This window comes from Cupriavidus sp. GW822-FHT06G04, from assembly GCF_058799075.1.
The window spans coordinates 240,322-262,234 of sequence record NZ_JBXALD010000007.1 but is presented as its reverse complement, the minus strand read 5'-3'; the positions used below and the strand labels follow the sequence as shown (position 1 = coordinate 262,234).

Here is a 21,913-nt window from a genome sequence, read left to right as displayed (position 1 = left end):
TCCTTAAAACGAACGTTCGAAATAGGGAATGTGATGGGGAACGGGTGCGCGACCGCGTGGTCAGCCACATTCGCCGACATAACCGCAATTGGCGCACTTGGCGCAGCCGTCCACCTTGTGCAGCGCATGCGCGCCGCACTCGGGACACGGCTTGCCGGTGCCAATGCCCACGGCAAGCTGGCGCGGCGCGGCGGGTTGGGACAGCGCGGCTTGGGAATCCGCCGCGGCTGTGCCGCTCTGGCGCGCCAGGCGGTCCGCCAGCGCGCGCGCCGGCACCTGAGCGCCATCTTCGTCGAGGAATCCGCGCTTGATCAGAATGCGCTGGATCGCATAGCTCAGCGCCGCCACTTCCGAATCGTGGAAGCGAGGCACTTCGGTGCCATCCTGGCGCACCAGCGATCCGTAGCGCACGGTGCCCTTGTCCCACACGACATTGCGCATGTCGGCCAGCGCCTTGGCGATCGGGCCGCCCGAGCGCGCCACCATCGACAGCAGCCGCATGGTCGAGGTGATCCACTGCTGCCCCTCGCTGCGCTGTCCGGCCGGCATGAAGAACTCGATCGGCCGTTCGATCGTGACCGGCTGGCCGTCGATCGTGCCGGACACGCGCATGAAGTTGACCGTCAGATAAACCGTCTTGTGGCCTTCATAGGTGAGGTATTCCACCTTCGACGTGACGCCTTCCAGGTCGCCAAGCGGCCGGCTGCCGAAAGGGCGGATCAGCGGATCGTCGTCGCTAGCCGCCGCCGCCGGCGCAGGCGCGACCGACAGCACGGCGCCCAGCAGCTGGTTGGGCCGATACGTGGCCAGCCCCTTCAGCCCGGCCTTCCACGCTTCCAGATAGAGATTGCGGAACGCCTCGTACGGATAGTCTTCCGGCACGTTGACGGTCTTGCTGATGCTGGTGTCGATGTATGGCTGTACAGCTTCCAGCATGCGCATATGGTCGAGCGCCGACATCTGCAGCGCCGTCACGAAGGCCTCGGGCAGTTGATCCATGTCGCGACCCATATGCCGATACAGTCGCCAGGCGTGATCGGCCACCTCGAAGGTGCGATAGTTGTTGTCCGGCATGCGCTTGCGCCGGTTGTAGGTCCATGAAAACGCCGGCTCGATGCCATTCGAGGCATTGTCCGCAAAGGCCAGCGTGATGGTGCCGGTGGGCGCGATCGACAGTAGATGGGAATTGCGCACGCCGTGCTGGCGGATCGCGTCCCGCACCGCCGCGGGCAGACGGCTGACAAACCCGCCACGCAGATACGCATCGGCGTCGAACAGCGGGAACGCGCCTTTCTCGTCGGCGAGTTCGACCGATGCCAGATAGGCTTGATCGCGCATCGTTTCGGCAATACGCGCGGCCAACTCGCGCCCGGCATCACCGTCATAACGCAGGCCCAGCATCACCAGCGCGCTGCCCAGACCAAGGAATCCAAGCCCGATGCGACGCTTGGCCTGCGCTTCGGCCTGTTGCTCGGGCAGCGGCCAGAACGTGACGTCGAGCACGTTGTCGAGCATGCGCGTCGACACGCGCACGACCTGCGCAAATGCGTCGAAGTCGAAGCTGGCGTGTTCGGTGAACGGCTGCCGCACAAAACGCGTGAGGTTGATCGAGCCGAGACAGCAGCATCCATACGAAGGCAGCGGCTGCTCCGCGCACGGGTTGGTTGCCTCGATGGTTTCGCAGTAATAGAGATTGTTGTCGGCGTTGATGCGCGACAGGAACAGGATGCCGGGCTCGGCGTGGTCATAGGTGGCCTGCATGACCTGATCCCACAGTTGGCGGGCCGGCACACGGCGATACACCCACAGGCCGTCGTCACGTCGATAGGCGCCCGCCTCGATCATGTCCGGTCCTGGCTCGGCGACGTGCACCAGCTCGACTTCTTCGTCGGCCTCCACCGCGCGCATGAAGGCGTCGGTCACGCCGATCGAGATGTTGAAGTTTGTCAGTTCGCCCCGGTCCTTGGCGTGAATGAAGCTTTCGATATCGGGATGGTCGCAGCGCAGCACGCCCATCTGGGCGCCGCGCCGCGCGCCGGCCGATTCCACCGTGGCGCACGATGCATCGAACACCTTCATGAACGATACGGGGCCCGACGCCCGCGAATGCGTGGCACGCACCAGCGCGCCGCCGGGCCGGATCGACGAAAAATCGTAGCCCACGCCGCCGCCGCGACGCATGGTCTCGGCCGCCTGCGCCACCGCCGTATAGATGCTGGGCTTGCCGTCCTTCGCTTCCGACACGGAATCGCCGACAGGCTGCACGAAGCAATTGATCAGCGTGGCCTGGATGCCGGTGCCCGCCGCGGAGTTGATGCGCCCCGCCGGCACGAATCCGTTCTCGAGCGCCCAGAGAAAGCGCGCCGCCCAGGCATCGCGCCGGTCCGCCGGTTCGGCCTCGGCCAGCGCGCGAGCCACCCGGCGCCGCACGTCGTCGACGGTCCGCTCCTCGCCCTTGGCGTACTTTTCCTGAAGGACCTCGACAGAGATGTCTTGCGGCGCCAGAGCGCCCTGGAGAATCTGTTCGTTTGCGTTCATGCCCAACCTGCCTAGATGAGTACGATGGCTGAAATTGCCGTCCGCCATGCTGCCAGCATGGCCACACATCAACCCGGTATCAGATCAAACCGCCGTCGAACAACCTTCGTACAACTACGAAAAATCGGACTGCCGCCTCAGGTTGCGTTACAATGCCGGTCGGACGGGCCTCCTCGCATGGTGGCGCGGTCAACCTGGTCAGGTCGGGAACGAAGCAGCCACAGCCGTTTTCCACCAGTGCCGAGGGTCAGGCTCGTCCCCCTTCCTGTTTTTCTTCGTTTTTCCTTCGCCTTTTCTTCGCAATTCCCCGCTGCAAAATTCCTCCGGCGCAACTCCGCTCCGGCGCAACGTCGCGTCCCGCAAACCAGATTCGCTGGCTGTTCGCAGTATAGGCATCCAGGCATCACAAAGGGCGGCGAACTATTCTGCGCCCGTTTTGCGATGCCGGCACATCTCAGAACAACGACCCTTGTTGCGACGTGGCGATCGGGACCACGGGCGCTGGCGTTGCGCGCAACTGTTCAGCATCGATCCATTCGCCCGCGGCAGTGGCCACGCCCGCTTCGATGCGCCTGTCCGGGAACATCGGTTTCACCGCGGCTACATAGCGTGCCAACTGCGCGCCGTACGCCGCGTGCTCCTGGGGCAGCAGACGTTGCTTGTAGTCGATGATGACGACGCGGTCGGCAAACTCCACCAGCCGGTCGATACGCAGCAGGCGCCCCCAGCCGTCGTAGAGTTCCACCTCGTTGCGCGCCGACAAGGCGTGGTCGGGAAATAGCAGCGGCCGCAGCGCCGGCGCGGCCAACATCGTGCGCAGATCCTGCACCGCAGCCTCGGCCAACTGCTGCCAGCGCTGCCGCGCCTCCGGCGTACCTGCGCCGGTAAGCGGAAACCAGCGCAGCACTGTCGGCACGTCGGGCGACCCGGCGTAGGCGTCCGGATAGCGCGTGATCCGTTCCAGCAAGGCGTGCACCAGCTCACCATGCGCGGCCGCCTGGGCATCGAACACGGTCGATTCGTCGCTGTCGTCCAGCGCAGTGTCGACATCGCCGGCCTCATCCGCATGTCGATAGCGTTGTCGAAAATCGGTGTAACGCACGGTCTCGCCGACATGTGACGCCGCCTGCCCCGAGGTGATTTCCAGCTCGGGATACGCAGCGATTTCGTCGCCGACGCCAGCGGCCGCCAGCCTCACGTACCAGCTTCCCGCAATCTCGGCGCCCGGCGCATCGTCCTTCTCCGCCCTCGAGCTGCGGCCTTTCACGCCGCTCACCAGCAGCCCCTGCTGCGCGCGCGTCATCGCCACATACAGCAAATTCCAGTTTTCCCGCTCGGCCAGCGCGGCCTCGGCGTCAAACATCGGCGCCCGCGCCAGCCCGCGTTCGCTGCGCTTGCCATAGGCCGAAAAATGGCGCGGCACCGGCGATGCGGGCGGCCAGTCGACCAGGATGCCGCCGCGATCGGCAGCGGGCTCGCTGTGGTTGGCGTCGAGCAGCACCACGAAAGGCGCCTCCAGCCCCTTTGCCGCATGCACGGTCAGGATGTGCACGGCGTCGAGCTGATTGTCGGCGCCGTCGTCCGGTTCGGCTTCGGTGTCTTCGACGCCCTCGCCCATGCCGCCTTCGTCAGGACTCTCGTCCTCGTCGCCGCGCCGGATTTCCTGCAGTTCGTCGATAAACTTCGGCAGGCTCGGGTAACGGCCGCCATCGAGATCGAGCGACAGCTTCAGGAACGCATCGAGATTGGCCAACACCTGCTCGCGAATCGCGGAGGGCGCGGCCTGCGCATATCTGCGGCGCACCTCGCCCTGGTAATAGATATGGTCGATCAGGTCGTGGACAGGCTTGTGGGGCGCCAGCGCCAGCCATTCACGCAACCGCTGCACGCCAGCGCGCAAGGGCAAGCTGACGTCTGCGGGCAGCCCACCCGCCTCGATGCGCGCCCACCAGCCGCCCTCGCCTTCCATCGAGGCCAGCGCGATCAGGTCGTCGTCGGTGGCGCCGACGATTGGACTCTTGAACACGTGCGCGAGGTCTAGATCGGATTCGGGCGTCATCAGGAACGCCAGCAGCGCCGACACGTCAAGCGCTTCGAGCGTGCGCAACAGCCCGCCGCGGCGCGGGCTCAGGCAAGGGATGCCCGCTGCGCGCAGCGCGCGTTCATAGTCGGCCAGATAGGTCTTGCGGCGCACCAGCAAATGCATGTCGCGCCAGCAAGCGCGCCGGGTCTTGTCCCCCTCGCGCACCGGCACGTGGTCGCGCAGATAGTGCAGCCACGCCGCCACGCGACGCCCCTCTTCGAAGCGCAGCGAATCGCCCAGCTGGATGCGCGGCTGCGTCAGGGTATCGCGGTGACCGTCGCCGGACGGCGCTTCTTCTTCGGCGGTGTCATCGGGTTCCACCAGCGGCAGCAGCCAGACCGGGCCGCCCGGATCGGTCAGCGCCGTGCTCTGGGTCTCGTAGAGCGGATAGCGGCCTTCGGCGCGCGCGTGGTCGAATACTGCATTGACCCAGTCCAGCACTTCGGGACGATTGCGGCGCGTGCGGTTCGTGCGCAGCACGGTGGCGCCAAAATCGGCTTGCAGCATGTCACGCGCCGCGTCGAACAGGCGCGCATCGGCGCGGCGGAACCGGTAGATCGATTGCTTGGGATCGCCCACCAGGAAGATCGTGGGCTTGTCGGCAAGCCCCTGATAACCAGCGAGCCAGCCCTGGAGGATGCGCCACTGCAGCGGATTGGTGTCCTGGAACTCGTCCAGCAGCAAATGGCGATACCGCGCATCAAGCCGCACCTGCAGGTATGCGGCCGCGTCCTCGTCGGCCATCAGCTTTGCCGCGAGCCATTCGAGATCGGCAAAATCCATCGCGCGCTGTTCGCCCTTGTAGCGGTGATAGCGCGCCAGCAGCGCGTCGCCAAGGCGGTACAGCGCCAGATTGATCGCCAGCACCGCGGCTTCGCAACGGCGCGCGGCGATTTCCTCGAGGCGCTTGCAATGCCCCGCCATCTGCGCCAGCAGTTCGTCGGCCGCCCCTTCGGTACCGCAGACCTTTACCAGCGCGGCGGTGCGCTTCATCGCGCGCGGCTTGCCCGCATCGGTAAAGAAAGCCGCGCGCAGCAGATGGAACGCCCGCGTGGCCGCCTCGCCCGCTTCGGCACCCGCATCGCGCCAGACCCGGATCGCGCGCAATCCCTCGATCAAGCGCGAAGCGTTGGTCTGCTCCGTCTTGCCGCCGCGCCCCAACATCAGCACAATCTGCGCGCATTCCTCGAGCCAGTCGTCGTCGGCCAGCGCAGTGACCAGCACATCGTGCGTGGCGTCGTCGCCGAGATCGGCGGCCAACAGTTGCGCCGGATCGCCCGCTTCGCGAAACGCCTGCCATTCGTTGCGAGCGTGGAACATGCGATCGAGCAGGCTGCGCACCTGAAAATCGCCGATCGCATCGACAAGCTGTTCGTACGTCTCGCGCAATTCGGCGTGCTGTGGTTGCGCCAGCGCGCGCCAGAATGGCGCCCATGCTTCGCGCTTCATGCGCAGCGCATCTTCCCGCAGCGATGCGCCGGGCACGATGCCCGAAGACAGCGGCGCGCCGCGCAGCAGCGTGCCGAACCAGCCGTGGAACGTGTCGATCGCCATGCGGCCCGGCGAAGCCAGCACCTGCGCGTGCAGCAGGCGCGCGCGCGGCAGCGCGGCGCGCGCGGCTTCCGGCGTCAGTCCGCGCATCTCCAGCTGCGCCAGCACCGCATCGTCGCTGCCGCTGGCAAGCTGCGCCAGCACCTCCAGCAGACGCTCGCGCATTTCCTCGGCGGCCTTGCGCGTGAACGTGATCGCCAGCACCTCGTGCGGCGCCGCACCGGCAAGCAGCAGCCGCACCAGGCGGGCCACCAGCAACCATGTCTTGCCGCTGCCGGCGCAGGCCTCGACCACCACCGACCGGGTGGGATCGCAGGCCGCGCGCGTGAAATCGGACTCGCCAACAGGTTGACCATCGCGCAGGTAGGCGTGGATATCGTGACTGGCGCTCATGACTGCAGATCGGGCAAGGCGGTGGATTCCCAGAAGCCCTTGCGGCACAGGCCACGGGCATCGCAATAGGTACAGGCCGCGGCGTCGCCGAATGCGGGCAGCTTCGCGCCCTGGCGCAAACGGCCAACATCGTCGCGCAATTGCCGTTCCAACCAGGTCACGGCGGCCTGGAATTCGGGCAGGTCGACTTCGCGTTGCGCGCCGGGCGCACTGTCCTTGCCGCCCTGCTTCACGCCTTCAAGGGCAACCCAACTGCCGGCCACCGCATCGGCGCGCAGCAACCCGTAGAACGCCAGCTGGCAATCCTCTTCGGCGTCGCCGGCCTTGCGGCGCAGCCGACTGGCCGGTTGGGTCTTGTAGTCGATCACCGCGTGGGCGCCATCGGGCCCCTTGTCGAGCCGGTCGATGCGGCCGGACAAATGCAGCGGCGTGCCGTCGGGCATCGCCACATCGACGCTGGCTTCGATTTCGCCGCCGCGCCAGTGCCAGCCCATCTCCTCTCGCGCCGATTGCCAGGCGACATAGGACGGCAGCACCTCGCACCAGCGGCGGTAGTAGCTGATCGCGTTACCGTCCTCGGCGATCTGCTTGCCGAAGACGGTGTCGGAAATCTGTCGCAGGCGGGCAAGCCGGCGCTGCTCATCGCGTTCGCCCGAGGCGTGGATTTCCTCGTGATATTGCAGCAGCACACGATGCAACAGATTGCCGATATCGCGTTTTTCAAGGTCGTCGTTGAGCTCCTCCAACCCGGCTAGGCCCAGCATGCGCCCTGCAAAGAACTGATACGGACAACGGCGCAGCGTGTTGTATGCCGCCGCGCTCCAGCGCGCCGGCACGCGCTCGGGCGCGGAAGGCGCGGGCATGAACACCGGTTGCGCGGACGTGTCGAACCATTGTGGTGCGCTGTTCGACTCGATCGGCGCACCCGCGCGCGCGCAGCATGCAGACAGCCGTTCGATCCAGCCCGATACGTGATGGGGTTCGCCCCGACTGCCGAAGCGCTGCCACGTCAGCACCACGTCGTCATTGTTAAGCAGCACTTCGGCCAGATCGCGCGCCTGCTGCGCAAAGCGCGCCTCGCGGTCTTCGAGTCCGAGTTCGCGCCGCATCTGGTTCGAGAAAAACATCAGCTCGGCGGCGCTGGACGGCAGTTGTGCATCATCGCACCCCACCACCACTACGCCATCGAAGCGGCGCATGCGCGCGCCGTTGAGCGGCAGGATCGTAATGCGCGACTGGCTTGGCGCCGACGGCTCCTTGTACGCCACCGATTCGAGCAATGCCGACAGCATGGCCCGGAATTCCTGCTGATCGAGCGTGGCCTGGCTGCCGGCTTCGTCATCGCAGACCTCGCCGAGCCGCGCCAGCGCGTCGAGCAGTTGCTGCCCGGCATCGTCGCCAGCCAGCGCGCCACGCATGCCCAGCACCTCGAGCGTGGCGTCCAGCCGGCCGAGCCAGACGGGCAGCGCATGCTGGGCCAGACCGCGCGGCCATTGCGCGGCTTCGTCGGCCAGCGAGGCGATCAACGCGCGGGCGGCGGCCCGCACTTCCAGCTCTGTGTCGCCACCATCGGTCGATTCTGCATCGACGGTCGCCGCGCTATCGCGTTCGGCAAACAGGTGGCGCTGGCGCGCCCAGCCGCCCGTGATCGCGTCGCGACGGATCCGTCGCTCCAACAGCGCGATGGCCTCGCCGCGACGCGCGGCCTCGGGCAGACAGAACGGGCTTTTCAACAGGTCGAGCAACGCTGCGGTATCGCCATCGCGCGCCAGCACGTCAAACCATCGCATCAGTGCGGCGGCCGCGCGCGTAGTCGACAGTTTCCAGCCGGTCTCGTCGCGCACCGGCGCGCCCGCGCGCGCCAGCAGCGCCCGGGTGCGGCGCGCCACCACGCGATCGTGCGCCACCAGCGCCACGTGCTTGCGTCCTTCGTTCAGCCACTGCACGAGCTGGTCGGCGGCGGCCATCGCCTCGTCCTCGAAGCGCGCACTGCCGATCACGCGCACTTGCGGGCGTTGCGCGGGCAAGGTCCGCGGCAGCGCGGGCGCCGGCGCGGCATCGGTGCTTTCGCCACGGCGCGCCTCGGGCCACAGCGCCAGCAACGTGCGATACCAGTCAGCGGGCTCGGCATCGGCGTCTTCATCGCCTTCGGGTGCGGACGCGCCGCCAGTCCAGTCGTACCCGACTTCGAGCGTCGGCACGAGTTCGGCGGCCTGCTGCAAAAACATTGCCTCGATCGGTTCCGGCGGCGTCGGGCCGATCCAGATCACCGGGCCGGCCAGGCGCTGTGCGAGACGCTGCAACGCACGCCGGCGCGCGGGCAACGGATCGTCCGGTCCCGACAACATCTGCCAGAAGGCCAACACGATCTGCGCCTCCTGTCCCAGGAAGCGTTCTGACAAATGCGCATAGGTCCGCTGCAAGGCGCCCTGCAGCAAGGCGGCCCGATCGTCGCCGTCGACATCGTCGTCTTCACGGATCGCCGCGTCCTCGAGCCAGCGCGCGCTCAGTTCGTCGCTGATCGACACCAGCGTCTGGGCCAGCCCCCACGCTGCGCCTTCGGTCTGCGCGCCGAAGGCACGACGCAGCCAGTCCTGCGCGCGGATGGCCTGCTGCACCGCCAGCAGCCGCGCCGCATGGCTGCGTACGGGCTGTGGCTCGATTTCGAGATCGGGAGGCAGGTCAAGCAGCCAGTGGCCAAGCGTCAGCACACGCGGCAGCAGCCGCGGCTGCCCGGCCGCGCGCGCGGCGGCATCGAGCGCCAGCCGCACGCCGGGAATCTGCGCGGCGGTAGGCACGACGACATGCGCGGCCGATGCAACAGGGCCGCAGTGATCGAGAAAATACCAGGTCGCCGTGGCCGCCTGTTCGAGGAACGACGGGCCAGGAACGAAAGTGAGCCGGGTCATGGATGATTGGAGCCGTCGCGATCCCCGGGATCACCCGGTGCCACCGTGGGACGCGCGATATCAGTCGTCGCCACCGCGCTCCAGGCGCGCGCGCAGTTCGCGCGCGGTTTCGAGCAGGCCCTGGTAGCCCGAGCGAGCGTGCTCGGGCAGGTCCGGGTCGCCGATCAGCGCGCCGAGCGTTTCCATCACGCTGTAGACGAGGCCCTTGGCGGCGCCCGTGGCGATGCTGTCCGATTCGACAGCGCTGCTCAGGTGCGCCAGCGCATCGCTGAGATGGTCCGCTTCGGGCGCGCTGTTTTCAGGCGAGTTGGGGGCGGCGGGCGTTTCGGGCATGCCGGGCTTGCGGGGATCGGACGTCATGATCTGGGCCTTTTATCGAAAGATGCAGGGTTGGCGCATCCGCGCGAGCCATTCTACGCGGGTTCGGATGCGTTTCTCTTGAAGTGGATTCTAAAGCATGCGCGTGCGCTGTCGCAGCGGAAAATCGGCCGGGTGGGCGCGATCACGGCGCCGCACCAATTACCTCCGATACGTGCGGGCGATTGAGTGAATCTCTTGGCGCGATTAACACTATTTTCAGCAGCCTCGTCGCGGGCACGGCAGAATGGTCACCGTCTACCCGCAGCAAAACGGTTTTCGGGCCGCCATCGCCAACGGCTTGAATTTCGGCAAACTGGTAAGATATTGGCGTCATTGGCGGTGCGTGTTTGCCACGTGTTGCCGTCCGGCGGACCTGCACGATCTCGTGTAAGGTAGCGGTTCAGCCCCACGGCAGATTTCCGCCTTCATCATAAACTGAGCGAAACCAGAGGTTTTCCGCCATGAGCGATCAAATCAAATATGTGAGCGATGCGTCGTTCGATACCGACGTCCTCAAGTCCGACAAGCCCGTGCTGCTCGATTTCTGGGCAGAATGGTGCGGCCCGTGCAAGATGATTGCGCCGATTCTGGATGAAGTGGCCAAGGACTACGGCGACCGCGTGCAGATCGCCAAGATCAACGTCGACGAAAACCAGCAGGTGCCCGCGAAGTTCGGCATCCGTGGCATTCCCACGCTGATCCTGTTCAAGAACGGCGAAGTGGCCGCCCAGAAGGTTGGCGCCCTGTCGAAGAAGCAGCTGACCGAGTTCCTGGACACGCAGGTCTAAGCGACCTTGCGCCGGGGCCCGCGCGCCCCGGCAAGGCACCGAATCCGGCCGTGCGTGCGCCAGCTCTGGCGTACCGGCCGGTTTGTGCTAAGATGCCACCCAACAACTTCCCCGAGCGTTCGCTCATTCTTTTCCCCCTTCCTTAGGTCTTGCCCGTTCGGGCGCCTCTGTACCCCTTGTCTATGCACCTGACAGAACTAAAATCGCTTCACGTGTCTGCGCTTCTCGAAATGGCGGCTACGCTCGAGATCGACAACGCACAACGGATGCGCAAACAGGAACTGATGTTTGCGATCCTGAAGAAGCGCGCCAAGATGGGCGAAACCATCTACGGAGACGGCACGCTGGAAGTCCTCCCCGACGGCTTCGGTTTCCTGCGCTCGCCGGAAACTTCGTACCTCGCCAGCACGGACGACATCTACATCAGCCCCTCGCAGATCCGCCGCTTCAACCTGCACACCGGCGATTCGATCGAGGGCGAGGTCCGCACGCCCAAGGACGGCGAGCGCTACTTTGCGCTGGTCAAGGTGGACAAGGTCAACGGGCAGCCGCCCGAAGCGGTGAAGAACCGCATCATGTTCGAGAACCTGACGCCGCTGCACCCGAACCGGCCGCTCACGCTCGAACGCGATATCCGCGCCGAAGAGAACATCACTGGCCGCATCGTCGACATGATCGCGCCGATTGGCCGCGGACAGCGCGCACTGCTGGTGGCGTCGCCGAAGTCCGGCAAGACCGTGATGCTGCAGCACATCGCCCACGCGATCGCCAACAATCATCCGGAAGCGGATCTGTTCGTGCTGCTGATCGACGAACGCCCAGAAGAAGTGACCGAAATGCAGCGCTCGGTTCGTGGTGAAGTGGTGGCGTCGACGTTCGACGAACCCGCGATCCGCCACGTACAGGTGGCCGAAATGGTCATCGAGAAAGCCAAGCGACTGGTCGAGCTGAAGCGCGACGTGGTGATCCTGCTGGACTCCATTACCCGTCTGGCGCGCGCCTACAACACGGTGGTGCCGGCCTCGGGCAAGGTGCTGACCGGCGGTGTCGACGCCAACGCGCTGCAGCGCCCGAAGCGTTTCTTCGGCGCCGCGCGTAACCTGGAAGAAGGCGGTTCGCTGACGATCATCGCCACGGCGCTGATCGAAACCGGCAGCCGTATGGACGACGTGATCTACGAAGAGTTCAAGGGCACCGGCAACATGGAAGTGCACCTGGAACGCCGTCTGGCGGAAAAGCGCGTCTACCCGGCCATCAACCTGAACAAGTCCGGTACGCGCCGCGAGGAACTGCTGATCAAGCCGGAAATCCTCCAGAAAATCTGGATCCTGCGCAAGTTCATCTCCGACATGGACGAAGTCCAGGCGATGGAATTCATCCTCGACAAGATGAAGCCGACGAAGAACAATGCGGAGTTCTTCGACATGATGCGCCGCGGCGGCTAACGCCACCTGGCAGTTGCCACGCAAGCGGAAAGGCGTACCCTCTGGGTGCGCCTTTTTCATTTCCGACCCGACCCATTATGTTCGGCAAACTTTCCAGCTTCCTGCGTGCGCGCTCGCGCGAGCGCAAGCTTGCCCAGTACGCGATTCCCGACGAACTGTGGACGCGCACCGTCGCCGCGCTGCCCTTCGTGCAACGCTACGACGCCGACGACCTGCACACGCTGCGCGAACTGGCAACTCTGTTTATCGCCAACAAGGAATATTCGACCGCGCACGACCTCGAACTGACCGACGACATGGTGGTTAGCGTGGCCGTGCAGGCTTGCGTGCCGATCCTGAAACTGGGCATCGAGTGGTATCGGGGCTGGCGCGGCATCGTGCTGTATCCGGGCGAATTCCTGATCCGCAAGACCGTGGAAGACGAGATCGGCCTCGTCCATGGCGTCGAGGAAGAAGCCAGCGGCGAGGCATGGGAGAACGGCCCGGTGATCCTCTCATGGCAGGACGTGAGCTTGCCCGGCGCGGGCATCGACAGCGCCCGCGAGCTGCCGGTCGACACCTACAACGTGGTCATCCATGAATTCGCCCACAAACTCGACATGCTGAACGGCGAACCGGATGGCGTACCGCCGTTTTCGCGCGTCCTGCATCCGGGCATCGATGCAGAGCAGTGGGCCGAAACCTTCCTGGGGGAATACGATACGTTCGCCGACGCATGCGAAGCGGTCGCCGACGCCGACTGGGACCACCCGCACCGCCTGCCGCCCCGGCTGCACGTGATCGACCCGTATGGATGCGAGGCGCCGAGCGAATTCTTCGCGGTGGCTTCCGAGGCCTTTTTCGTCGATCCGCGCGCCCTCCGCGAGCACTGGCCCACGACGTACGCCATGCTGAGCCAGTTTTATCGCCAGGATCCGGCAAAACATGACGTATCAGCCACGTAAAGCGTTTTTACCACCGCTATCGCGAAAGCTACGGACTTATTGCCCAAGTCCTTGTTTATCTGCCATAATTCTGGTTTGCCCGTAATCGGCAAGTGGTTCGCTCGTCGCAAGCGTTTGCCTGCGACATTCGACGATCGAGCGGACTGGCTACCCAACCTGAAAGGAAGCACCATGAAAGAAGGCATTCACCCCAATTACCGCGAAGTCCTGTTCCACGACGTGTCGAACGACTTCAAGTTCGTGACCCGCTCGACGATCCAGACCAAGGACACGATCGAACACGAAGGCAAGACCTACCCGCTGGCCAAGATCGAAGTGTCGTCGGAATCGCATCCTTTCTATACCGGCCAACAGAAGATCATGGACACGGCCGGCCGCGTCGAGAAGTTCCGCCAGAAGTTCGGCAGCAAGCTGGCCGCCAAGAAGTAATCGCCCAGCTCTACCGAGCGAACGCGCGCGCAGGAACAGATGCTCCTGCCCTGCGCGACCTGACAGAGAGGCAGCATCGGCTGCCTCTTTGCATTTGTGGCCCACAATAGCGGCTTGTGTACGCTTATGGTCGCCGTCCCGCCTCTGTCCCGATGTCCCAAGCCAAGACCTCTCCCGTCCACCTGACCGCCGCCGCGACCGGCGCGCTGCCGCGCTATCTTTTGCTGGCGATCTGCATCATCTATGGCCTGGCAGGTTTGTTTGGGCGGGATCCATGGAAGAACGAGGACGCGGCCGGGTTTGGCGTCATGTGGCAGCTTGGCGACGGCAACGTGCAAGACTGGCTGATGCCCAACATCGTGGGCCGGCCCGTCAGCGAGGACGGCCCGCTGGTCTTCTGGGTGGGCGGGCTGATGATCCGGCTGTTCGGCGGGTGGCTGGGCGCGCCGGACGCCTCGCGGCTCGCCACGGCGCTGTTTTACTTCGGCACCTGCGCATTCATCTGGTATTCGACGTATCTGCTTGGCCGACGTGACGAGGTGCAGCCGTTTGCCTTTGCTTTCGGCGGACAGCCCGACGCGCGCTCGTACGGCCGTGCGCTGGCCGACGGGGCCTTACTGATTTTCCTGGCCTGCGTGGGCCTGGCCATGCGTGGCCACGAGACCACGGCGCAAGTCGGTCAGGTCTGTTTCATCGCGTTCATCCTCTATGGCATGGTGCGCAGCCTGGATAAACCCGTCCAGGGCAGCCTCTGGTTCGGCGTCGGCCTGGGTGCGCTGTGCCTGGCCAGCGGACCGATCCTGGCCGCGGCGCTGTTGGGCGCGTCGTTGGTCGCAGGTATAGCATGCAGGCCATTACCGCTGAAGCGGCTGGTCGCGATCGGCTTGCCGATTGCACTCGCGATCGTGGGCGCCTGGATGGCTGCCGCTTATTTTGGCGCGACGGTTCCCGACGATGCCGTGGCCTATATCCGCGAGTGGTCGCGCTACGACCGCCACACCTACGGGGCGCCTTCGCTGCTCACGGCAGGCTTTATCGCGCGCAACTTCTTCCTGTTCAGCTGGCCGGTTTGGCCGATCGCGGCGTTTGCCTGGCTGTCGTGGCGCGGGATGCGCCGCGCCGCACACGTGGCGTTACCGCTGGCGATCCTGGCCATGCTGTTCGTACTGCTGGTGTTGCAGCGCAGCCCCGGCGACGTACAATTCATCCTGCTGCTGCCGCCGATGGCCATCCTGGCGGCGTTTGCGCTGCCCACGCTGCCGCGCGCGGCGATCAATGCGATCGACTGGTTTGCCCTGCTGTTCTTCACGATTTTTGGCGGCTTCATCTGGTTCATGTGGATCGCCAAGACAACCGGCTGGCCTCCCAAGATCGCCAACAACGTGTTTCGCCAGATTCCGGGCTTCCAGCACACCTTTACCCTGAGCGCCGTCGCGATAGCGATCGCGGTGACACTGGCGTGGATCCTGATCGTGCGCTGGCGGCTGTCGCGCGCGCCAAAGCAGATCTGGCGCCCGGTGGTGATTTCGGCGGCCGGCACGACGTTGATGTGGGTCATCGCCATGACCCTCTGGCTGCCGTCCATCAACTACGGCAAGACCTATCGCGATGTCGCGCAGGCCGCCGCACTGGCCCTGCCGTCGACCTATCGGTGCGTACAGCCGATCCGCATGGGCGATGCGCAACTCGCGTCCTTTGCGTACTTCGGACAAATTCGCTTCGGCGGTCCAGCCGACGCATGCGATGTGCTGCTGCGTCACGATGCGGTGGACTACGGCGCGCCGAGCAATATTTCCCATTTCGAATGGCGGCTGATCTGGGAAGGCCGCCGCCCGGCCGACCGCGACGAGCGTTTCCGCCTGTATCGCCTGGTGGACACCTCGCATGCTGCGCCACCGCGCCCGTCAGCCGCGCAACGCCGCCTGCCGCGGCAGGAATGACGGCCGTCGCGCGCCGCCACGGCGCCGGCCTGTCAAGGCGCCTTGACCCTGCTGGCCAGAATCGGCCAGCCGCCGATCCGACCTCCCCATGAGCAGCGCGCTGCAAGATCTTCGCCGCATCGTCCATCTGGCCACACCGGTACTGGTGGGGCAACTTGCCGTAATTGCGTTCGGCGTCATCGACACCATCATGGCAGGCCGTGCGTCGGCCACTGACCTCGCCGCGGTGGGGCTGGGCGGATCGATCTACGTGACGGTCTATATCAGCCTGATGGGCGTGTTGCAGGCCCTGGCCCCGACGGCAGGCCAGCTGTACGGCGCGGGGCGCATCGAGGAAATCGGCGTCGAAGTCCGCCAGGCCGCGTGGCTGGGCTTGGCGCTCGCCATCCCCGGCATGCTGCTCCTGTTGTTTCCGGGACCGTTGCTGGCATTCGCAAAGGCGCCTCCCGAGCTGGTGGAAAAGGCGTCGCGGTATTTGCATATCGTGGCCTTCGGGCTCCCGGCGGCGCTCGCGTTCCGCATCTACATGGCGCTGAACAATGCCTTGTCGCGCCCGATCATGGTGACGGTCCTGCAGATTGCCGGGCTGATGCTGAAGGTGCCGCTCAATGCCTGGTTTATCCACGGTGGACTTGGCGTCGATGCGATGGGCGGCCCCGGTTGCGCACTGGCATCGACGATCATCAGCTGGACGTGGTGCGCGTCCGGCCTGGCGATCCTGCGCCTGGGCAGTGCTTATCGTCCGCTCGGCATTTTTGCGCGATGGGAATGGCCGCGCTGGCAACGGATTTGGCCGCTGCTGCGCCTCGGCGTGCCAATGGGACTGACTTACCTGATCGAAATCACGTCGTTCACGCTGATGTCGATCTTCATCACACGGCTCGGCACGGACACGCTCGCCGGCCATCAGATCATCGCCAACCTGAGCGCAGTGGCGTACATGATGCCACTGTCGCTTTCGATCGCCACGTCGACGCTTGTAGCGCAAGCGATCGGCGCGCGCGATCTTGCCGGGGCGCGGCGCATCGGCTGGCGCGGCATCCGGTTTGGCGCGAGCATCGCCCTGGTCACGGGCACCCTGCTCTGGCTATTGCGCGAGCCGCTTCTGAACGCCTATGCGAAGGATCCCACCGTCGTGGCAAAAGCGTTGCCGTTGATGCTGTTTGTCGCGTTCTATCAAGCGTTCGACGCCGTGCAGGTCATGAGCGCATTTATTCTGCGCGCCTACAAGATCGCGTTGATTCCGACGCTGATCTATGCCGGGTCGCTGTGGGGCGTGGGATTGGGCGGCGGTTATGTGCTCGGCTTCGGACTGATCGAGTCGATGCCGGCATTCACGCGTGGCGCCTCGGGTTTCTGGCTCGCCAACAGCGTCAGTCTCGCCATTGCCGGCACACTGCTCGTGCGGTATTTCCGCAAGGTCAGCCGGGTGCCTGAGGTACGCTAGATGAGTTGATGCGCCAGATCGGGCGCACGCGAGCGTGGCGCTCTCGATCGGATGTACGGGTGGAACGGGCGTTGCCGGGACGTGGTGGGACGGATCCGACACGGCGCGCATGAACTTGCGCAGGCGGTTGCGATGGCGGCGGCCGGACTTGCGCCGGTGTGGCAGCCCCGAGGCGCCATGTGATCGACATACGTTCGCCGATCACACTTCCGCAGGAATCACACTTCCGCAGGACGAAAAAAAAGCCTGCTATGCAGGCTTTTTCAAAAGTTGGCGGAGCGGACGGGGCTCGAACCCGCGACCCCCGGCGTGACAGGCCGGTATTCTAACCAACTGAACTACCGCTCCTTGTTTCGTTGCTACCCGAAGCTTCGCTCCGGACAGCCAACTGGACGTTTGATTACGTCCAATATTTGGCGTCCCCTAGGGGATTCGAACCCCTGTACTCACCGTGAAAGGGTGATGTCCTAGGCCTCTAGACGAAGGGGACAGAAATCTGTTGCGAGCAACGTTTCCGTCTATTGCTACGAAGTCCGGCATTTTAACAGAACTTTTTCGCAACCTGAAGCGCTTTTTTACTGCTCAAGCGCCTCGGAATTCTGGTGGAGCTAAGCGGGATCGAACCGCTGACCTCTTGCATGCCATGCAAGCGCTCTCCCAGCTGAGCTATAGCCCCATAATACTTCCGAGTATTTCCTGATCGCATTTTCTTGCGAAGCCGCGATTATATTTCGATTTTTCGAAGCTGACAACATTTGCTTCAGGTAATCGAAAAAGCGATTATTCAATAATCGCTTCCTACCCAAATAAAAACCCGCTTGGTTTCACCCAAGCGGGCTCAGTCTGGCGGAGCGGACGGGACTCGAACCCGCGACCCCCGGCGTGACAGGCCGGTATTCTAACCGACTGAACTACCGCTCCTTTGTCGGTTGCCACCCGAAGCTTCGCTCCGGACAGCCAACTGGACGTCTGATTACGTCCAATATTTGGCGTCCCCTAGGGGATTCGAACCCCTGTACTCACCGTGAAAGGGTGATGTCCTAGGCCTCTAGACGAAGGGGACAGAAACTTTGGTGGAGCTAAGCGGGATCGAACCGCTGACCTCTTGCATGCCATGCAAGCGCTCTCCCAGCTGAGCTATAGCCCCGAAGTTACTGCCATTTACTGCATCCTGCCGCCAGATTTACTGCATTTCCGGCGAAGCGGCGATTATAAAGCAATCACGCCGATTTGCAAGCCCCTTTTCGATTTTTCAACCGATCTGCTTGACTTGCGTCGCGCAGCAGGGAGAACGAGATTATGCTGAAGTCTCGGCTTGAGCGCAAGCCCCCGCAAAGACTTTTCCGCACATTTTTAGATGGCAGCCAGACGGCGCAGAACCGTTTCGCGCCCGAACAATTCCAGCACCGCGTCGATACTCGGCGTCTGCAACTGCCCTGCCACCAGCAGCCGCACCGGCATCGCCAGCTTCGGCATCTTCAGGCCGAATTCCGCCAGCACGGCCTTGAACGTCGCGTTGATCGCTTCACGCTTCCACTCAGGCAGCGAAGTCAGTTGCGCGGTCAGCGCCTGTAGCGCCGGACGGATCTCGTCGGTCAGGTGCTCGGCCTTGAGCGCCGCATCGGGCTGGGGCTCGCCGCGATAGAACAGCATCGCGGTTTGCGCGACTTCCTTGAGCGTATTCGCACGGTCCTTGACCAGCGCGATCACGCCGACCAGATCGGCGCCTTCCACCTTGCCGCCGAGCGCCTCGATGAAGGGACGGGTCAGATCGGCCAGGCGCGCGTTGTCGCCGGTCTTGATGTAGTGGTTGTTCAGCCAGGCAAGCTTCTCTGGGTTGTACTGCGCCGGCGACTTGCCGAGATGATCCAGATCGAACCATTCGACAAACTGTTCGCGCGAAAAAATCTCCGCGTCGCCGTGCGCCCAGCCAAGGCGGGCCAGATAGTTCAGCACCGCCTCGGGCAGATAACCTTCGTCCCGATAGCCGGTCACCGCCATGGCGCCATGGCGCTTGCTCATCTTCTCGCCCTGCTCGTTCAGCACGGTGGGCAGATGCGCGTAGACGGGCACGTCGCCGCCCAGCGCACGGATGATATTGATCTGGCGCGGCGTATTGTTGACGTGATCGTCGCCACGGATGACGTGGGTGATCTTCATGTCCAGATCGTCGACGACCACGCAGAAGTTGTACGTCGGCGTGCCGTCCGGCCGCGCGATCACGAGATCGTCGAGTTCGTCGTTCGAAATCTCGATGCGCCCCTTGACCGCATCGTCCCAGAACACGCTACCGCCAATCGGATTCTTGAAACGCACCACGGGCTTCACACCAGCGGGCGGTTCGGGCAGCACCTTGCCCGGCTCCGGCCGCCAGAAGCCGTTGTAGCGCGGCTTTTCGCCGGCAGCGCGCTGGGCTTCGCGCAGCGCGTCGAGTTCCTCGGTGCTCATATAGCAGTGGTAGGCGAGGCCGCTATCCATCATCTGCTGGACGACGGCGCGATAGCGGTCCATGCGCTGCATCTGATAGAACGGGCCTTCGTCGATATCCAGATCGAGCCAGGCCATGCTTTCCAGGATCACATTGACGGCCTCTTCCGACGAACGCTCGACATCCGTATCCTCGATACGCAGGATGAAATCGCCCTTCATGCGGCGCGCGAACGCCCAGGGATAAAGCGCAGAACGGATGTTGCCCAGATGGATGAAGCCGGTCGGGCTCGGCGCGAAACGAGTACGGACGCGTTGTGTCATGGTCGGGGAGAAACAAAAAGGCCCGCGCACAGGTGCGCGCAGGCCGGATTTCATTGAATGCCGCATTATACGCCCTGCCCGCACTGCACCCGGGCCACGGAATCATTTAAGCTGCGGCCAGTCTCAGACGGGTCCGCATGCCGAATCCTAAGGCCGCGCGACCCGCCGATGCCTTTTGCATCACTTTCAGCAAGCCTCTCATCCCTTTCGATGCAACGACGAAATTTCCTGGGCGCTTCGGCGGCAATGCTGCTGGCGGCCTGTTCATTCGGCCCGAAGCCAACTGTGCCGCCGGCAACGGGCACGACTACCAGCGTGCCGCCAACCCCCGTGCCTGCACGGCCGGTCCGCATCGGCCTGGCGCTCGGCGGCGGCGCAGCACGCGGCTTCGCGCATATCGGCGTGATCAAAGCGCTCGAAGCCCAGGGCATTCATGCCGATATCGTGACCGGCACCAGCGCAGGATCGGTGGTCGCGGCGCTGTACGCAACGGGCATGGATGGATTTCAGTTGAACAAGCTGGCACTGACCATGGATGAAGCGGCGATCGCCGACTGGGCACTGCCATTCGGCACAAAGTTTGGCGGCTGGGTCAAAGGCGAAGCGCTGCAGAACTACGTCAATCGGCTGGTGAAGAATCGCCCGATCGAGACCATGAAGCTGCCACTCGGCATCGTCGCAACGGACCTGAAAACCGGCGACCGCATCGTATTCCGGCGTGGCAACACCGGCCAGGCCGTGCGCGCATCGAGCAGCGTGCCGGGCGTGTTCCAGCCGGTATCGATCGGCGGCCACGATTATGTCGACGGCGGCCTCGTCGAGCCGGTGCCGGTCGACGCGGCGCGCGAGATGGGCGCGGAATTTGTGATTGCCGTGAATATTTCGGCAGATCCCTCCAGCCAGAAGAACAGCGGGCAAGGCGGCGTGCTGCTGCAGACCACCGCGATCATGGGCCAGTCGATCAACAAGATGGCCCTGGCGCGCGCCGACGTGGTCATCCGCCCGGATCTGCCCGATATGGGCGGCAGCGATTTCGCGTCGCGCAACCGCGCGATCCTGGCCGGGGAGCAGGCCACCGCCGCGGCCTTGCCGGCCCTGCGGGAAAAGCTCGCGGCGGCCCGGACGCGCCCCGCCACGCCGGGAACGGTCGCCACGCAGTGATCGCCAAATAGGCAACCGTTGTCATATTCGACCACCGCCTGACGGAGATTGACGAAAACTGACGGAAATCGTCAGTCATGTGACACGGCATGTCAGCCGTGGACGTCCATTGCGGCACGGCATCTGACTGGCGCGAAGCAATAAAAAAGGACTGCCCGAGCAGTCCTTTTCATATCTGGCGATGTCCCAGGCGCCAACTCAGCCGCCGAGCATCGACCTGCCTTGCGCGTTGGGATCGTAACGCTTGAGCGTTTCGATGATGCTGCCCGTGTTCTCGGTCGAGACGCGCGCGGAATCGTCGATACGGCGGGCGCCGTTGTAGCGCGTCACCCAATACGACGCACGCATGTCGTCGACACGGATCTTGCTGCCGGTAGACGGCGCATGCACGAACTTGTTGTCGCCAATATAGATACCGACGTGCGAGAACGTGTGGCGCATCGTGTTGAAGAACACGAGATCGCCCGGACGCAGTTCGTTGACGGCCACGGTGGTGCCCACCTGGCTCATTTCGACGGACCGGCGCGGCAACATGAAGCCGAAGGTGTCGTTGAACACGTAGCGAACAAAGCCGCTGCAGTCCAGACCCGATTCGGGGCTGTTACCGCCGAAGCGATAACGCACGCCAATCAGGCCCAGCGCGTTCATGACCAGATCGCCAGCCTTGCTGGCAACGTTGCTGGTGGAATTCATGACCGACGACAGCAAGCCGCGCTTGCCTTCCGGATGTGCATCGGCGCTTTCCACGCGAGCCTCGATCCGGGCGTCGGGATCCTTGAATACCGTATCCGCCAGCACTCCATTCGACACAGTCGCACCGCAGGCAATGGCAATTCCGATAGCGGCGCGCGCCAGGGAATGAAGTACCGTCTGCTGCATTGGTTCTCCTGATGATCGGACAAATCTGACCGGCAAATCAGACAAAGCCGGACAGCGTGAAAACATCAGGGCGGATCGTACGCAAAAAGTACGCCAGCAGAACTGCACCAGCCGCGTGCATCAACGACCTTCCCCAAGGTCAGCATGCGACGGACGAACCACCCCCGAAAACTTATCGCGCGATATTAAAGGACCGGGCTTTGACGTGTCAAAGATGGTTACAAATTTTCCTCAATTCGCTAGCAAATCAAAGAATTAGCATCAAAAACGTATCTTGATTCTTGGAAACCGAATA

General features: G+C 64.1%; 13 protein-coding genes, 6 tRNA genes and 1 other RNA gene. 8 read left to right on the top strand and 12 right to left on the bottom strand.

The annotated features are described in order from the left end of the window. Positions 1-60: 60 nt before the first annotated feature. Complete coding sequence (locus AC1RKI_RS17775; RefSeq protein ID WP_492795052.1) at positions 61-2,538, bottom strand: adenosylcobalamin-dependent ribonucleoside-diphosphate reductase; 2,478 nt, start codon at positions 2,536-2,538, stop codon at positions 61-63. A 162-nt stretch (positions 2,539-2,700) separates the two neighbouring features. On the opposite strand from AC1RKI_RS17775, the gene ffs reads away from it, so the two are divergent. Beyond that, positions 2,701-2,799, top strand: an RNA gene (gene ffs, locus AC1RKI_RS17770) — signal recognition particle sRNA small type. A 193-nt stretch (positions 2,800-2,992) separates the two neighbouring features. Here ffs and AC1RKI_RS17765 read toward each other — a convergent pair. Genes AC1RKI_RS17765 through AC1RKI_RS17755 form a run of 3 tightly spaced genes read right to left on the bottom strand, consistent with a single transcriptional unit; the run spans position 2,993 to position 9,834 of the window. Then, positions 2,993-6,565: a UvrD-helicase domain-containing protein gene (locus tag AC1RKI_RS17765; RefSeq protein ID WP_492795050.1), complete on the bottom strand. Its 3,573-nt coding sequence runs from the start codon at positions 6,563-6,565 to the stop codon at positions 2,993-2,995. Further along, the gene (locus AC1RKI_RS17760; RefSeq protein ID WP_492795048.1) at positions 6,562-9,474 is read right to left on the bottom strand and encodes a PD-(D/E)XK nuclease family protein; all 2,913 of its coding nucleotides are present in this window, start codon (positions 9,472-9,474) and stop codon (positions 6,562-6,564) included. The genes AC1RKI_RS17765 and AC1RKI_RS17760 overlap by 4 nt, the downstream gene beginning before the upstream one ends. 60 nt (positions 9,475-9,534) lie before the next feature. Further along, positions 9,535-9,834 (bottom strand): hypothetical protein, encoded by a 300-nt coding sequence (locus AC1RKI_RS17755; protein ID WP_244785541.1) that lies wholly within the window; start codon positions 9,832-9,834, stop codon positions 9,535-9,537. A 461-nt stretch (positions 9,835-10,295) separates the two neighbouring features. On the opposite strand from AC1RKI_RS17755, the gene trxA reads away from it, so the two are divergent. The 6 genes from trxA (at position 10,296) to AC1RKI_RS17725 (ending at position 16,827) form a co-directional block, all read left to right on the top strand. Continuing rightward, a complete protein-coding gene (trxA, locus tag AC1RKI_RS17750; protein WP_061959701.1) occupies positions 10,296-10,622 on the top strand; it encodes a thioredoxin TrxA in 327 nt (108 codons plus the stop codon). 182 nt (positions 10,623-10,804) lie between these two features. Next, the gene (gene rho / locus AC1RKI_RS17745) at positions 10,805-12,067 is read left to right on the top strand and encodes a transcription termination factor Rho (RefSeq protein ID WP_061959700.1); all 1,263 of its coding nucleotides are present in this window, start codon (positions 10,805-10,807) and stop codon (positions 12,065-12,067) included. 77 nt (positions 12,068-12,144) lie between these two features. Next, a complete protein-coding gene (locus tag AC1RKI_RS17740; RefSeq protein WP_492795046.1) occupies positions 12,145-13,011 on the top strand; it encodes a M90 family metallopeptidase in 867 nt (288 codons plus the stop codon). A 171-nt stretch (positions 13,012-13,182) separates the two neighbouring features. Next, a complete protein-coding gene (locus AC1RKI_RS17735; protein ID WP_061959698.1) occupies positions 13,183-13,440 on the top strand; it encodes a type B 50S ribosomal protein L31 in 258 nt (85 codons plus the stop codon). Positions 13,441-13,592: 152 nt separating this feature from the next. Then, on the top strand, positions 13,593-15,380 hold the full coding sequence (locus AC1RKI_RS17730; RefSeq protein WP_492795044.1) for an ArnT family glycosyltransferase: 1,788 nt from the start codon (positions 13,593-13,595) through the stop codon (positions 15,378-15,380). Between the two features lie 88 nt (positions 15,381-15,468). Further along, positions 15,469-16,827 carry an MATE family efflux transporter gene (locus AC1RKI_RS17725; RefSeq protein WP_227459230.1) on the top strand — a complete coding sequence of 453 codons (1,359 nt, stop codon included), beginning with the start codon at positions 15,469-15,471 and terminating at the stop codon, positions 16,825-16,827. 271 nt (positions 16,828-17,098) lie between these two features. Here the strand turns inward: AC1RKI_RS17725 and AC1RKI_RS17720 are convergent. The 7 genes from AC1RKI_RS17720 to gltX form a co-directional block, all read right to left on the bottom strand. Continuing rightward, positions 17,099-17,175 (bottom strand) — tRNA-Asp (locus AC1RKI_RS17720). 66 nt (positions 17,176-17,241) lie between these two features. Then, positions 17,242-17,317, bottom strand: a tRNA-Glu gene (locus tag AC1RKI_RS17715). Positions 17,318-17,427: 110 nt separating this feature from the next. Then, positions 17,428-17,503: transfer RNA gene (locus tag AC1RKI_RS17710), tRNA-Ala, on the bottom strand. Positions 17,504-17,671: 168 nt separating this feature from the next. Beyond that, positions 17,672-17,748: transfer RNA gene (locus AC1RKI_RS17705), tRNA-Asp, on the bottom strand. A 66-nt stretch (positions 17,749-17,814) separates the two neighbouring features. Further along, positions 17,815-17,890, bottom strand: a tRNA-Glu gene (locus AC1RKI_RS17700). Positions 17,891-17,898: 8 nt separating this feature from the next. Beyond that, a tRNA-Ala gene (locus AC1RKI_RS17695) sits at positions 17,899-17,974 on the bottom strand. A 206-nt stretch (positions 17,975-18,180) separates the two neighbouring features. Beyond that, a complete protein-coding gene (gene gltX, locus AC1RKI_RS17690) occupies positions 18,181-19,578 on the bottom strand; it encodes a glutamate--tRNA ligase (RefSeq protein ID WP_492795041.1) in 1,398 nt (465 codons plus the stop codon). 210 nt (positions 19,579-19,788) lie between these two features. On the opposite strand from gltX, the gene AC1RKI_RS17685 reads away from it, so the two are divergent. Next, positions 19,789-20,739 carry a patatin-like phospholipase family protein gene (locus AC1RKI_RS17685; RefSeq protein ID WP_492795039.1) on the top strand — a complete coding sequence of 317 codons (951 nt, stop codon included), beginning with the start codon at positions 19,789-19,791 and terminating at the stop codon, positions 20,737-20,739. A gap of 198 nt (positions 20,740-20,937) precedes the next feature. Here the strand turns inward: AC1RKI_RS17685 and AC1RKI_RS17680 are convergent, their stop codons facing one another. Then, a complete protein-coding gene (locus AC1RKI_RS17680; RefSeq protein ID WP_061959273.1) occupies positions 20,938-21,618 on the bottom strand; it encodes a C40 family peptidase in 681 nt (226 codons plus the stop codon). Positions 21,619-21,913: the final 295 nt, after the last annotated feature.